This is a genomic window from Acinetobacter sp. AR_0276, assembly GCF_003000705.1.
Taxonomy (GTDB): domain Bacteria; phylum Pseudomonadota; class Gammaproteobacteria; order Pseudomonadales; family Moraxellaceae; genus Acinetobacter; species Acinetobacter nosocomialis.
On sequence record NZ_PSQO01000004.1, the window covers coordinates 641906 to 657344 of the forward strand.

At 35.2% G+C, this 15439-nt stretch carries 12 protein-coding genes and 1 pseudogene; 7 read left to right on the top strand and 6 right to left on the bottom strand.

The features are described 5' to 3' along the window. Positions 1-6: 6 nt before the first annotated feature. Positions 7-1080: a uroporphyrinogen decarboxylase gene (gene hemE / locus CSB87_RS03915; RefSeq protein WP_002052969.1), complete on the bottom strand. Its 1074-nt coding sequence runs from the start codon at positions 1078-1080 to the stop codon at positions 7-9. Between the two features lie 305 nt (positions 1081-1385). Between hemE and CSB87_RS03925 the strand changes: the two genes are divergently transcribed. Both CSB87_RS03925 and CSB87_RS03930 read left to right on the top strand, forming a co-directional pair. Further along, positions 1386-2642 carry a L,D-transpeptidase family protein gene (locus CSB87_RS03925; RefSeq protein WP_106105038.1) on the top strand — a complete coding sequence of 419 codons (1257 nt, stop codon included), beginning with the start codon at positions 1386-1388 and terminating at the stop codon, positions 2640-2642. Between the two features lie 186 nt (positions 2643-2828). Next, positions 2829-3515, top strand: coding sequence for a pirin family protein (locus CSB87_RS03930; RefSeq protein ID WP_031952987.1), 687 nt, complete (start codon positions 2829-2831; stop codon positions 3513-3515). Positions 3516-3549: 34 nt separating this feature from the next. On the opposite strand, the gene CSB87_RS20245 is transcribed toward CSB87_RS03930, so the two are convergent. After that, positions 3550-3786, bottom strand: coding sequence for a hypothetical protein (locus CSB87_RS20245; RefSeq protein ID WP_079377406.1), 237 nt, complete (start codon positions 3784-3786; stop codon positions 3550-3552). A 111-nt stretch (positions 3787-3897) separates the two neighbouring features. Beyond that, positions 3898-4521 (bottom strand): helix-turn-helix transcriptional regulator, encoded by a 624-nt coding sequence (locus tag CSB87_RS03935; protein ID WP_002052706.1) that lies wholly within the window; start codon positions 4519-4521, stop codon positions 3898-3900. A gap of 254 nt (positions 4522-4775) precedes the next feature. On the opposite strand from CSB87_RS03935, the gene CSB87_RS03940 reads away from it, so the two are divergent. Beyond that, on the top strand, positions 4776-5744 hold the full coding sequence (locus CSB87_RS03940) for a threo-3-hydroxy-L-aspartate ammonia-lyase (protein ID WP_004886089.1): 969 nt from the start codon (positions 4776-4778) through the stop codon (positions 5742-5744). A gap of 106 nt (positions 5745-5850) precedes the next feature. Here CSB87_RS03940 and CSB87_RS03945 read toward each other — a convergent pair whose 3' ends face one another. Beyond that, positions 5851-6405, bottom strand: coding sequence for a TetR/AcrR family transcriptional regulator (locus CSB87_RS03945; protein ID WP_031952988.1), 555 nt, complete (start codon positions 6403-6405; stop codon positions 5851-5853). Between the two features lie 1067 nt (positions 6406-7472). Between CSB87_RS03945 and CSB87_RS03950 the strand changes: the two genes are divergently transcribed. The 3 genes from CSB87_RS03950 to CSB87_RS03960 are packed head-to-tail and all read left to right on the top strand — an operon-like array spanning position 7473 to position 11097. Continuing rightward, positions 7473-7850: a hypothetical protein gene (locus CSB87_RS03950; RefSeq protein ID WP_031952989.1), complete on the top strand. Its 378-nt coding sequence runs from the start codon at positions 7473-7475 to the stop codon at positions 7848-7850. 47 nt (positions 7851-7897) lie between these two features. Beyond that, on the top strand, positions 7898-9925 hold the full coding sequence (locus tag CSB87_RS03955) for a hypothetical protein (RefSeq protein ID WP_031959601.1): 2028 nt from the start codon (positions 7898-7900) through the stop codon (positions 9923-9925). After that, entirely contained in the window at positions 9916-11097 is a 1182-nt protein-coding gene (locus CSB87_RS03960) for a DUF3800 domain-containing protein (protein ID WP_031952995.1), read from the top strand. The genes CSB87_RS03955 and CSB87_RS03960 overlap by 10 nt, the downstream gene beginning before the upstream one ends. A gap of 283 nt (positions 11098-11380) precedes the next feature. Here the strand turns inward: CSB87_RS03960 and CSB87_RS03965 are convergent, their stop codons facing one another. Together CSB87_RS03965 and CSB87_RS03970 are read right to left on the bottom strand one after the other, a co-directional pair. After that, complete coding sequence (locus CSB87_RS03965; RefSeq protein ID WP_031952997.1) at positions 11381-12013, bottom strand: hypothetical protein; 633 nt, start codon at positions 12011-12013, stop codon at positions 11381-11383. Positions 12014-12592: 579 nt separating this feature from the next. Next, a pseudogene (locus CSB87_RS03970) lies at positions 12593-14472 on the bottom strand (potassium transporter Kup). 419 nt (positions 14473-14891) lie between these two features. On the opposite strand from CSB87_RS03970, the gene CSB87_RS03975 reads away from it, so the two are divergent. Further along, positions 14892-15437, top strand: a complete 546-nt coding sequence (locus CSB87_RS03975) for a PAAR domain-containing protein (protein WP_031952998.1) — start codon at positions 14892-14894, stop codon at positions 15435-15437. The last annotated feature ends 2 nt before the right edge of the window (positions 15438-15439 follow it).

Genomic DNA, 15439 nt, shown 5'->3' on the forward strand with positions numbered 1-15439 from the left:
AAAAAACTATCCTAGATATTTAGCACTATACTCATGTACTGTATCTACAAAGATTTTTGGCTGGGCCGGATCTACCCATTGGGTAATGCCATGGCCTAAGTTTGCAACATAGCCTGTCTTCTCACCATTTGCATAAGCATCATCTAGCATGGCTTTCACTGCTTTTTCAATTGAAGCCGCTGAACCATATAAAACAGCCGGATCAAGGTTTCCTTGTAGGGCAACACGGCCTGCTACAGTTGTACGAGCTGTATTTAATGGTGTGGTCCAGTCTAAACCTAATGCATCTGCACCTGTTGTAATCATTGGCTCTAGCCACTGACCACCACCTTTAGTGAATACGATGACAGGAATACGGCGTCCATCTTTTTCACGTTGCAGACCTGCAATAATCTTTTTCATATAGTTCAGCGAGAACTCTACATATTCACGGTGTGCTAAAGCCCCGCCCCAACTATCAAAGATTTGAATTGCTTGAGCGCCTGCATCAATTTGCGCATTTAGATAATCAATGACTGAATCTGCTAAATGGTCAAGCAACGCATGCAAAACTTCCGGCTGGGCATACATCATTTGCTTGGTAAAACGGAACTCTTTGCTTGAACCACCTTCAACCATATAAGTCGCCAGTGTCCAAGGGCTACCCGAAAAACCAATGAGTGGAACCTGACCACCTAAAGCAGAGCGAATTGTGCTTACTGCGTTCATGACATAATCAAGATCAGATTTAGCATTTAACTTGGGTAAGTTTGCTACGTCTTGTTCAGTACGAACCGTTTTATGAAACTTAGGGCCTTCGCCTGTTTCAAAATAAAGGCCTAGTCCTAACGCATCCGGAATCGTTAAAATATCTGAAAATAAAATTGCTGCGTCTAAATCGTAGCGACGCAAAGGTTGTAAAGTTACTTCACAAGCAAACTCTGTATTTTTACATAAAGATAGAAAGTCACCAGCTTTTGAGCGTGTTTCCCGATATTCAGGCAAATAACGTCCTGCTTGGCGCATCATCCATATTGGAGTGGTATCTACAGGCTCACGTAATAAAGCACGTAAGAAACGATCATTTTTAAGTGTCGTCATTGCCGATCTCTATCTTTTTCATGTGGCAGCATCATATCAAAAAGGTGAATGTTTTTATAATTTCAATTTCATACAAAAAACTTGTCAATCTACTAAAAAATGCATATTTACACAAAAGTCTACTGCAAGAAGCTCGGTTTTCTGCAATACTTGCAACATGTTACATCGGGTTTATTGATCTTCCTTTAATGATTAAATTCACCAATACTTAAATACGCATACATTGCGTTATCGGTGATTTTATAAACTTTAGGATCAGTCTCCTTACCCTATTGCTTATATGAAAATTCTTAAGGTTGAATTACATGTTTGTTCGCTCATTACTCGCTATGAGTTTAAGTTGTATTATTGCTAATGTTGCTTTGGCTGCGTCAACAACTGAGCAACCAGTCACTCCTAAAAAAGTATCTGCTCCTGTAGAAGATCCGATTGATCCGCTTGCTGTAGATGCTGCTTCAACTGTTAAAGCCCAAACTCAAGCTCAAGCCCAGACACAGATTACAGCTCAAGAACAAAATGACTTAAATCGAGCGTCTACAACATTACAAAATTTACAAAAAGCTGAAGATCCAAATGCCGATTCAGGTATTGCTGCTTCAGAACCAACAGCGCCAGCTAAAACAACAACAGCATCTAAGACTGCTACTTCTGCTCCAGCCGTTTCATGGACATTAGATGGCTTAAACAATGCTGTTTGGTACGAAAATATTGGTAAAGGTCAATTACCAGTTTATGCACGTGCCCATGTCATGCTAAACAATGCGCATGCTTCACCGGGTGCAATTGATGGCATGAGCGGTAAAAACACGCTTAAAGCAATTGCATCTTTCCAGCAAATGAATGGTTTATCACCTACTGGTGAACTTACTAAAGAAACTTGGGATGCACTTGTTGCAAAACAGACAAAACCAGCATTTATTGAATACACCATTACTGATGCAGACCTCAAAGGTCCGTATGCTGAGTCAATTCCTTCTGACTATGCATTACAAGCCAAAATGAAAGGTTTGTATTACACTCGCGTGAGTGAAATGTTGGGCGAGAAGTTCCATATTGATGAAGGTTTCTTAAAGAAACTAAACCCGAAAGCAACCTTCAAAAAAGTTGGTGAGAAAATTATTGTTCCTAACGTACGCAATGACTTACCAGAAGACATTCATTTAATTATTGCGCATAAAGGTGCTAAACAGTTGTATCTGTTTAATAGCCGCAATCAAATGATTGCCTCATTTCCTGCAACAATTGGCAGTACTGATACGCCATCTCCGACCGGTACTTATAAGGTAGTTGGTATTGCGCGTAACCCTTGGTATAGCTATTCACCTTCGAACTTCGTACAAGGTAAAAACTTAAAACCACTTTCTTTACCACCAGGTCCTAACGCTCCTGTAGGTAACATCTGGATTGGTTTAAGTAAAAAATCATTCGGTATTCACGGTACACCAAACCCGTCTTTAATTTCTAAAACTGCATCACACGGTTGTATCCGTTTAACAAACTGGGATGCTAACGATTTAGGTAATAAAGTACGTTCAGGTGTCACTGTTAAATTCTTAGAATAATCTTTTAAAAGAAAAAGCCTGCTTTATGCAGGCTTTTTTTATATCTAAAATTTAAAACGAAAATTTCTAGATGTCTTGATCATATTAAAAACGCAACAATATGTTGCATCTACTCTATTTTTAGCTTGTTTCTACAGGTTTAACATAGTCCTCAAGAGATCAATAATAATTTGAGGAGATCGAGTCATGAATGCTTATTTGCATCGTAGTGAAGATCGTGGTCATGTTAAAGCAGGTTGGTTAGAGTCTTACCATAGCTTTTCATTTGGTAACTGGTATAACCCTAAATATATGGGTGTAAGTGCATTACGCGTGATTAATGATGACCAAATTGATGCCCATAACGGTTTCGGCACTCACTCTCATGACAACATGGAAATTTTAACATGTGTGCTCGATGGTGCAATTTCACACCGTGACACGATGGGAAATGAAGGCCAAATTAAGGCAGGTGAATGGCAACTTATGAGCGCTGGTACAGGCGTGGCTCATAGTGAAATTAATAACACTGATACACCCGTACATCTCTTACAAATATGGATTATTCCAGACGTAAAAGAAGCCGAGCCAAATTACCAACAAATTAGTTTGGACCCACGTAAAGATCCAAATAAATGGCATTTAATTGCAGGTCCCGATGCAAATGCTCCAATGCACATCCGCCAAAACGCAGAGGTCAAATCTGCTGCATTGAAAAAAGGAAATGAACTTCCTGTTGAAACATCAAAACGCGTAAATTACGTTCATGTCATTTCAGGTGTAATTCGTATTGGTGATCAAGAAGTTAAAGCGGGTGATGCTTTAGTGTTTGAAGATAACGCCGTGATTCATGCACTTGAAGACAGCCAATTCATTTGGTTTGATTTACCTTAAATAGCTAAAAGCCCTTTTATATGAAAGGGCTTTTTTAATCGCTTCCTCCACCCCCATCGCAACTACCTGAATCTGAAGACGATGAACAATCATTTGAATAATTAGAGCTATGATGATGACTAGAACTATTATCGTGTAAATGATGTGTTGAAGATGAATAATCATGATCACTCGATGGTGAATAACTTTTTAAATTTCTGAGTAGCGCGATTAAACAGATCAGTCCAATACTCGAAAAAATGGCTATAAATATAATAATAAATAACTTCAAATAACGACCTCCTTGATTAGGCTATAGAGATACTTATTGTGTCCCTATCCATTTATTTAAATGAGCTATGTTGAATAAACAAGTTGTTTTTTGATAGATAAGATAAATCTATTAAGTTTCTTTTACATACAAATAGGCACTGGCTCTTGATATACCTAAATGTTGTGCCACTGTCTCGACAGCCTTTTTAATATCTAACAAACCGTTATTTTTTAACTCATGTACTAATTGTTTACGCTCATTGAGTTTTAACATACGCGGTGTCGTAGCATGCTTTGAGGCAAATTGGTCAATATATCTTCGAATTGCCTCTGTACCATTCGGTTCTAAATTTTCAATAATGTTGTCAGTTTCAATTTTAGTAAACTGCTCTAAAGCGCTTTGCATCCCCCTAAATAGGGTTAAATCAATATTCATACATAAAGCGGCTACATACTGGCCTTCTTCATCTTTAATTCCAATAGACGTACTTTTGGCGGGCCGACCATCAGCAAACTGGTTTGCATAGTTTGAAATGAGGTTTGGAAACTCTGGAGACATGATTCTAGCCAGCCCTAACTCGGTTGCCGGATCTCCAATTTTTCGACCAGATAAATTGTTATGTATAGAGAGTATGGCATGCTCAGGATTTGTTAAGTCATGGACAACGACCTCACAAAAAGGAAATAGCGTTTCACTTAACCCCTTCGCGATGGTATCTAGTTGAGTGAGCAAATGTTTATCACGATTTCCCAAGGTATTTCCTCCAAATGACTTACTTACTATTTCAAACTTTAGAATGAAGCATGTAATAGTAATTTAGACTTTTTATCTAATTTTAAACTTAATGTAAATCAAAATCTTATATCTCATTGTTATCACATTAGAAAATAAAATTAGACATTTTATCTAAACATATATATTTTATCTAAACAAGGCTACTATCTTGTGTATTCCTTGAGCAATACCAAATCTTGCATCCGAAAACATGAATAGAATTAGGTTTAATTATGAAAAATTTAACCCTTCCCACTTATGAAGATGTCGCAGCCGCTGCTGAACGTATAAAAGGTTTTGCAAATAAGACTCCTGTTTTAACTTCACGTACTGTTAATAATGAATTTAAAGCAGAAGTATTTTTTAAATGTGAGAATTTTCAGCGAGTTGGTGCTTTCAAATTTCGTGGTGCAATAAATGCGCTTTTGCAATTTAATGAAGCTCAGAAGAAAGCTGGCGTGGTCGCTTTCTCTTCGGGAAATCATGCACAAGCGATTGCGCTCGCATCAAAAATTCTTGGTATTCCAGCAACAATCATCATGCCTAAAGATGCCCCTGCTGCAAAAATGGCAGCGACCCGAGAGTACGGCGGCAATATTGTTGAATTTGACCGTTATACCGAAGATCGGGAAAAAATTGGTAAAGAGATTGCCGAAAAAAATGGCCTGACACTCATTCCATCTTATGACCATCCACATGTAATTGCGGGTCAAGGAACGGCTGCAAAAGAGTTATTTGAAGAAGTCGGCGAATTAGATTACCTGTTTGTATGTTTAGGTGGTGGCGGTTTATTGGCTGGTTCTGCCCTGTCTGCTCGCCAGCTTTCTCCGAACTGTAAAATATATGGCGTTGAGCCTGCTCTAGGAAATGATGGACAAATGTCTTTTAGAAAAGGAGAAATTGTTCATATTGATACACCGCAAACTATTGCCGATGGTGCTCAAACGCAATATTTAGGCAAATTAACATTCCCTATAATTCAACAAAAAGTTGATGATATTTTGACAGTCACAGATGAAGACCTCATTAGCTGTATGAAGTTTTTTGCTGAAAGAATGAAAATGGTCGTTGAACCGACAGGATGCCTCGGATTTGCTGCTGCGCGTAATTTAAAGCATGAGTTAAAAGGCAAACGTATAGGCATCATTATTAGTGGTGGCAACGTTGATATTTCTAAATATGTAGAGTTTTTATCTGCTTAATAAAAGTCGATGTCTATCTATGAGGTTAGGTAAAGCTTCATAGATAGACCTCCAATCTGTATCAACTTTTCGATTTATTTCGTCTTAATTTAAATAAAATGTAGTGTTAAATCAGTCCTCGCAGAAAATACTCAAGCATCTTCTCTTTTTGAGTTGTCTTATCTGAACTTAAAAGCTGAATAATGGCGCCCTCAATCATATATAAAAAGAGTTTGGCATCGGTAAAAGAAGCATCGGTTTTAAGTAATCTAAGCTGACTATAAACTTCATTGGTCAGCCATGTTCTGTATCTCACCGCGGTTTTATAAGCTTTTGGATAACTATTTTTAGTTTCAAAAATAGCCTTAAATAATAAATAGTACGGGCCTTCTAAGTCGGTATGTAGAACATACAACTTCTTGAGTTTATCGATAGTGCTTGTGTCATGGTCATACTCGACCAGTGCAACCACTTGGTCTTGGAGGCGTTCTTTTTGTACGATTAAACAGATTTCGATGAAGCGTTCTTTAGAGTGAAAATAATTATAAAATGTCATTTTATTCACTTCGGTTTCCTTCACAATTTTGTCGACACCGACCATGTGAAATCCACCGTGATGGAACAAATTTATTCCTTTTTTTACAACTTCTAAAGCACGTGTTGGGAGAATAAAATTTGACATAGTTTTACCGTTATAAAATAAATTTTTGTTGTATATAAATGAGATAAAAAAAGCCTGTGCCCTTTCTGGGAGAAAAAAGGCACAGCAAAGCCTATAAAGACTGTGCTTGGCACATCTCAAGTTTTATTGTTGATGCAAGTTTTATGAGCCGTAATGACTGAAAGCCTGAAAACCCTATAGGTCATCAAGCTGCTTTAAATTTTTAAGTGGTGTCGTTATAGCTTTTGGCAACGGCTGCCAAGAAATAATGGATGTGCAAAGCCAACTCCTTTTTATAGAGAGTTCTGCCAGACATTTATAGAATTATGGTGGCAGAACGGAAGAAGGTTGACAGACTAGTAATAACTCAAACTAGCACACCCGAAGGTGTCCCTCTCCCGTCCTACCGCTACGGGAGGGAACGAGTGGTCCACCACACACAAAACTATTCCTCAGAAGGAAAAGCTCTGATGCGGGAGTTATTATTCAGCCTGTCAAAGCCGGCTGGCAATGTGGCCAGCAGGCAAAGAATAGTGCCCAACCCTTTTGCAGTCAAGCACACAAAATGACATTTGCTTTAATTTAGATCATTAAAAAGTAAGAATAAATAATGAGTAAGTTATTGTTTAAGAGGGGTTTATAAAGGGGGGTGGGGGGTGGTTTTTTTGGAGGTGAGAATGTGATTATCTAGTTTTCATCAGCCTCTATTTATAACTAAGCCTATAAAGCTATTTGAGTTTAATGGCTTGATAGATGTATCTAACATCAAGAATTATTAAATTAAAAGCTTTTAGTTACAATAACTTTAGTCAAATTTAAGTAGTACTAACTCATAATATCTTGTAAATTAAAACATAATATCTAATTCCCATAAATTTTCAGATAGAACTCATCATAAAATCGCTAAACTTAGAAGTTATTTTCTTATAGGTCAGGACGGCACAGATGTAATTCTTTCAAAAGAAGCTTAGGTGAATGAATAATTAATTTGTTTTAAAGAAACAAAAGAGATTGTAACAGCATGGCCTGACCAATGGTTTCAGATTAGGACTATGAGACTTAACTAGTATAATTTTAGGGGATTATTAATGAAAGACAATGAGTTAAGAAAATTATATACTATTGAAGCTTTCCTTAACTATGGAGATCTACCCAATACTTTTAGAGAGGGTTGGTCCCCAAGTTATGGTCTTCACTTTGAAGAAAAGAATATTAGTTTCAATGAAAAAGCCCAAGTCTATATCAGCTTGAATGGCAGATTAAAAAAGACAAAATGTGAATTTATTCAAGATAGGATTTTGGCTGAAAAGCTTTTAAATTATGTTGAAGTAAAACTTAAAAAGCTTTATCCAAGTATTATATTAAATATTAGAACTGTTGAATCAAGGGAATTAGACTACAGGAGAAAAAAAGCACTAGAAGAAGCAAAATTGAATAGTGTTAAACTTAGAGAATTATTAGAATAGAGATTATTAAAACTCGTTTTATAAAGTATAGAATTTAGGATACGGTAATGGCAATTAACACATCACTTGAAGGGAGACTAAGAAATACTACTCTGCCATACAATCAATGTTTAATGCCATTATTTGAAGCCGTAGTTAATTCAATCCACTCTATAGATGAATGTACAAATAATCCCGACCCTTCTATAAAAATCTATATTGATCGTAATATTCAAAGCACGCTAGCACAAGACATCGCAGCTGAAAACAATTCACCTATTTATGGGTTTACAATCATTGATAACGGTATTGGATTCAATGAGGCTAATATGAACTCATTTGAAACGTTAGACAGTGAATATAAAGCAAAGAAAGGATGTCGAGGTGTAGGTCGTTTAATGTGGCTAAAAGCTTTTACGAATGTATCAGTCGAAAGTAATTTTATAGATTCAAAAAATGAAGTACAAAAGAGGAAATTTAACTTTAATAAAAAAAATGGTATTTATCTTTCATCAATAAATGCAATAGAGAAAACAGAACCTCTGTCAACATCTATTAAACTTGAAGATTTTATTGATAAATATGAAAAAAGATCACCTAAATCTTGCAGTGCAATCGCAAATCATATCCTAGAACATTGTTTGTGGTACTTTGTCAGAGAAGGTGGAGCTCCAAATATAACTATCTATGATCAAGATGAAACTATTAATTTAAATGAATTATTTGATACACAAATGTTTGAATCTGCCTGCCCAGAAAGTTTTGAAGTTTCGGGGATTAAATTTGAACTTCTACATATTAAATTGAAATCAAAAACCCGCCCCCCGTGTATTGCTTGGTGTGCTGCAGGACGAGTTGTTAAAGAAGAAAATCTGATAGGAAAAATTGCAGGTTTACATGGAAAAATTCAACACACAAATGGTGACTTTACATACTGTTGCTATCTAACATCTACATATCTTGATGATGTTGTCAGACCTGAACGAATAGACTTCAATCTCGATCAAGACGAAACCGATTTATACTCGAACGCTATAAATGAAGTTCAAATTCGTGAAACTGTGTACTCGAAAATCACAGCTCATCTCAACGAGTTTTTAATTCAGTATAAAGAGTTAGGTCGTCAAAGAGTGTACAACTATGTTTCAACTAAAGCTCCTCGCTATAAATCAATTTTAAAATATATTCCGAACGAAGTTTTTTTTGTTAATCCAGAAATTTCTGACAAAGAATTAGATCTACTTTTACATAAATATTTGACTGATATTGAAAGCCAAATTCTTTCTCAAGGACATGATCTTATTGAAGATGTGGATAAACAAGAGAAAGACATTCAATCTCGAATTACTGATTATATGCAAAAGGTAGATGATATAAAGAAATCTGACCTAGCTGGTTATGTTTGCAACCGTAAAGTAGTTTTAGACATTCTTGAAAAAGCAATCCAACGAGGAGTCGATGGTAAGTATTCAAGAGAGGATTTAATCCACCAACTTATAATGCCTATGCGTCAAACTTCCGAAGATATTGGTTTAGATAAATGTAATCTATGGCTAATAGATGAGAGATTAGCATTCCATGATTATTTGGCTTCAGATAAAACATTGTCCTCAATGCCTATTACAGACTCAAATGAAAATAAAGAACCTGATCTTTGCGCATTGAATGTATATAACGAACCCCTTCTTATATCAGAAGGTAAAAAACTACCTTTAGCATCTTTAACAATTGTAGAAATTAAACGCCCTATGCGTAATGATGTTAAAAGTGGCGAAGATAAAGATCCTATAGAGCAAGTATTTGGTTATTTACGTCGTATAAGAAATGGAAAAGCTACTACTGCTACAGGAAGACCTATTCCTGACTCTAAAGATGTGCCAGGTTTTTGTTATGTAATCTGTGATTTGACACCAAGTATGAGTGACAGATGTAAAGAAATCCATGATCTTACTGAAACCTCCGACAAGCTAGGTTTTTTTGGTTATAAGAAAAATTTGAACTGCTATATTGAGGTTATTTCTTTTGATAGATTAGTTAATTCTGCAAAAGAGCGGAATAGAGCTTTCTTCGATAAACTAGGTTTACCATGCAATTAAATAATGATTTAAACAATATGCAAATCTACTGTGATGAATCAGGTTTTACAGGAAATAGATTATTAGATGCAGATCAGCCAATTTTTACATTTGCATCTGTAGCCTCAAATGAAGAAGAAGCTCAATTTATTGTAGAAAAAATCATCAAGGATTATGGAATTCAAAATGGTGAAATTAAATCGGGAAATCTAGTAAAAAATCCGAAAGGTTTAAGAGCACTTGATGAGATTCTAGAAATCTTGGACGGAAGATATAAGATATGCATTTGTGACAAAAAATATACTATCGCTGGTAAATTCTTTGAATATATTTTTGAACCTGCTCTATCAGCAAAAAATTCTATTTTTTATGGAATGAATTTTCACAGATTTATTACTGATTATCTTCATTTAAAATTAGTTACTCAAGATAAATCAGCTGAAGTTATTTTTGAAGAATTTTATAAGGTTATGAAAGAAGGAGTAGATACGCCTACAAAATCTTTATTTCAAATAATTAACAGCCAATCAGATCTAGTTTTAGATCAAATTCAAAAGTTTGCTCATTATAATAAAGACTCCTTTTTATCTGAAATGGATGGTTATTTGGGAGAAGGTTCAGGAAAATGGATTCTAGATATCACAACTGAATGCTTATTTAGTAGTTTAGGCAAGTGGGGACAGAAAATTGATATATTGGATGTTTATTGTGATTCCTCAAAGCCATTAAATGCCAATCAAGAAATTTTTAATAGTATGGTTGGAAGAACTGAAAGAAAATCTCAAATTTATGAACAATTCAACCTAGAACTACCTCTTACATTTAATTTAAAACAACCTATACAAATGGTAGATTCTAAAAGTTTTTACGGCATTCAATTAGCAGATGCTATTGCAGGTAGCTTTAATTATGCATATAAAAACATTAAAGATAAACAAAATACATTTTCCCTAAAATGGATGAACAAAATCTTTCAAGATGAAAGTATTTTAGCAACTTATTTAGGCGGTGATTATGAATATGCCAATATTAAAAACGCCAGTGCAATGTTGAACTGGCTAACTCTAAATCATATAGTCCAAAAGTGTGATAATGGATTACCAATTTTAGATAATATTAGTGATGAGATTCTTTCCTTAAGACAGCTTATGTTGTTAAATCCCCCTCCAAATGTAACATTGTGGAATATATAAAATAGACAAAATTATTTTTATAAAAATTTTCAAAGAACTATAAACCAGCAATTAGAAAACCCGAGAATTTCGGGCTTTCTAATAGAGCCTTAAAAGCTGTTGTGTGCACATTCAGGGAATGTATTGATCCTCTTAAATTCTATCCCTATAACATTCTTCGCAACGACAGAGTCTATCTGCATCAAATATAATACAACATCCATCACAAATGAGCACTCAGAGGCCACCACCTGTGCACCTACTAGGCATTTAGGCGAAACATCTTTTTATAATAGTCACCAAATTACCTAGTTCTCATCTCATATAAGAGTTTTTGAATTTCATTTGGATCTAAGAACTTAATGATATTTAAAACTGAATCTGGATTAATTTGATAGAAACCATCAATCGAGTAGTTATGAACCGCTACGATAGTAGCGATAGTTGGCCATGGCGTTATAGTAAATAGATAATCATTAAAGTCGTTACGTGATGCTATATTTCCACAATTTTTCCAATCTTTTTCATCTAGAAATACGCTCCCATCAAATATAGGATTTATAGAAGTGTCATTAAGATAGGAATTATGCTTTACATTCCTTGACAATCTTTTTGTTAAAGAAATCAATGGATTTTTCTCGTCACTGTGGAGAGACAGCAAACAATCCTCCACGACATCAAGTACATCATTAGAAATTTGGAGACGAGAAGCCCTTTCAGTTAATTTTTTCAAATCAACCTTAGGTACATTTTGGTATTTGTCTTTTGAAAGAACACCATTTGCTTTTAATGCAGCATAAGTATTGAAACCAAAGAAAGCTGCTATTAACTCAAAGCAGTGACCATAGCAAATATGTAAATTAGATTCTTGTACTGCATCTTTAACTGTATCAGCAAAGTAATCTTTCAGCGAAATAAAATAAGAATAATCAGGCATGAAAACACCCCTAAAATTGAATCATGTATGTGTGCTTTAGTTTTTGTATTGGTGGTTTTTTTATGCAATACAAATGAGGCACACGATTAACTCAAAATAAGGCGCTTCAATTTGTGTTAGATCAAATTCGACCATTTAGGAAGTTAGCTTAACCACTCGCTGGTTACCAAGTCATTGATCTAGAATTATTATGTAAAAAAATTAATTTGATGTAAATATTTTTTGGCAAAATCATACAAAAAGATTTTTTTATTTCAAGCTTATCTACTAATCAATTGTCAATGTACTAAGCTAGTCTCATTGATCCTCTTATTTAACTATACTTAAATGATATAAATTCAGAAATGTCATATCTATTTATATAACATTATACAAGCCCATAAAAAAACCATAAAATATAATAGTTTAGGGATTTTTAAGTCATGTAAAGCTATTTAATTTTATATAAAAATAGACAGATCTGTATATTTTTATTTATTATCATTTACCCAATTCATGAAAATAAAAGGCTTAAATCTTCTAAATTTAAGCCTTAAAAAGCCTCTTATTTCCGCATATATAAAATCAATCAAGACATCCCTAAATCTCTACTTGGCTCCCCATTTCCACCACTCGGTTAGCTGGTATCTGGAAGAAATCACTAGCAGGACTCGTATTAAGTTGCATAGAAATGAACAGTTTTTCACGCCATGAAACAATACCATCACCTACGTTATGAATTACACGTTCACGTGATACAAAAAAGCTTGTGTCCATAATGTTATATGGTTGATTCAACTTAGTTAAAGCTTGTTCTAATGCTTGAGGTACATTTGGCTGCTCTTTAAATCCATAATAAGCACTAACACGTAAAAAATGTTTATCTAATACTTCGACATCCATACGTTCAGATTCATCTACATAAGGAATGTCACGAGTATTTATGGTGATCAAAATATTACGTTCATGAAGTATTTTGTTATGTTTTAAATTATGTAATAAAGCATGAGGAACAACTTTTGGACTACTTGTCATAAATACAGCCGTTCCACTCACCATATAAGCACTAGACTCTAAGCTCTTAATAAATAAATCTAATGGCATAGTGTCATTTTGCAACTTGTTCAGTAGTAATTCACGTCCACGGCGCCATGTTGTCATAATTATAAAAGTGATCGCACCCATCATTAATGGGAACCAGCCGCCATCTACAATTTTTAGTGAAGTTGAAGCAATAAAGAGGAGATCTGGAATTAGCAAAGGTATCGCAATTAACAACATGACCCACGAAGGCCATTTCCATAAGTGATACATGATGAAAGCAACTAAAATCGTATCGCAAAACATAGTCAAAGTTACTGCAATACCATAAGCCGAACCTAGATTAGCGCTAGATTGAAACATAAGTACTAAACTAATAATCATACCAAGCAACATCCAGTTCAATGCTGGTATATAAATCTGACCAATTTCAGATTCAGAGGTATGGTCAATCGCAAAACGTGGTAAATAACCTAATTGCATAGCTTGACGTGCCATAGAAAACACACCTGAAATAACTGCCTGAGAGGCAATTACTGTCGCAGCAGTTGCTAAAGCAATCATAGGATATAATGCTATTTTAGGTACCATCATGAAAAAAGTATTCTCGATGGCCTGCGGGTTTTGCAAAATTAATGCGCCTTGTCCTGCATAGTTTAATACCAAGCATGGTAGCGCAACCAAAAACCAAGCTAATTGAATTGGCTTACGACCAAAATGGCCCATATCCGCATATAGTGCCTCTCCACCTGTAATCGTCAATACTACTGCTCCCATAACTACAAATGCAGTCACGGGGTTATTTTCAATGAAAGGAAAAGCCCAATACGGATTAAGCATATTTAAGATATAAGGGTTCTTGATAATGTGAGATAGGCCAATAAAACCTAATGATAAAAACCAGATTAGCATGATTGGTCCAAAAAAACGGCCTACGGATCCAGTTCCCTTCTTCTGGATCATAAATAATCCAATTAGAATCACAATCGTAATTGGTATTACATACGGTGTAAAAATAGGGGTTGCTACCGACAATCCCTCTACTGCTGACAATACTGAAATAGCGGGGGTAATAATGCCATCACCCAAAAACAATGAAGCACCAAATAAACCAATTGTAATTAACCCAAAGCGCACTTTAGGCCCAATTTGCTTATTGTGCATGTTAAGAGCTAATAAAGCTAAGATGCCCCCTCACCATGATTATCAGCACGCATAATTAACATACTAAACTTCAAGGACACCACGATCATCAGTGCCCAAAAAATCAATGATAAAATGCCTAGAACATTCACTTCATTTATAGGAACATTATGTGATGTATGAAAACATTGGGTAAAAGCGTAAAGTGGGCTAGTACCTATATCACCAAAAACCACCCCTAAAGCACCCAATGTCATTACAGACATTTTTTGACGTCCAATCTCATGTGAACTCATCCATATCTACTTGATATGAAATTATTATTCTTATTTAAAAAGCACTAACACCTATAACCCACTATCATTGATCAAAATATAAAAATCAAGAGCATTAATAATCAATAAGATATTACTTCCTATAATAAAGGGGACTAATAAACACAAAAATTAGTCTACTCTCATAGTATTTGAATTCAGAATACTTCTATCAACTTTACCTCTCTTACTTATGTGGTAGATAGCTATGTCACATTAATAAAGAAAAAATATATCTATTCAAATATCGTTATATAAAGCAATAAAAAGCCCTAAACCATTGTAGTTTAAGGCTTTATAAACCATTTAGAGCTATTCAAGTTTACATAAAAATAGACAGATCTGTATATTTTTCTTTGTTATCATTTGCCTAATTCATGAGAATAACAAGGAATGATAATTTGGCTACACCCTATATAACCATAGGTTGCCCAACCACGGGCGGCGGTAAAGTAATTAGTGGAAATTCATTATTTCTCATTGATGGGAAAGCCGTAGCTTGCACAGGTGATAAAGCCACCTGCCCTACACATAAATTAGTAGCCACCATTGTATCAGGCGATCCGTGCATGAATATTTTTGGCAAACTGGCTGCGCGTGTTGGTGACTCTCTGTCTTGTGGCTGTAAGCTACTTCCGCAACAAAGTTTAGTTGTTCAAGATAACGGTGGTGGAGCGGCTCAAGGTTCATCTTCAAGCACAGCACAAACTCAAAATAGTTTTGCACCTCAAACTGACGAACACGGACTTAAGTTCCAACTTAAAGATCAAGAGACAGGCAAACCACTTGCACAACAGTATTTTAAATTAAAGAGTCCTGACGGAACCGAAATTGAAGGATTTACTGACAAAAGTGGTTATACAAAATTAATTAAAACGGGTACTGAAGCCAAAGAAATTGATTTAACAACTTTTGATTTATCCGAACCTATGGCTGAGTGGAATTAATA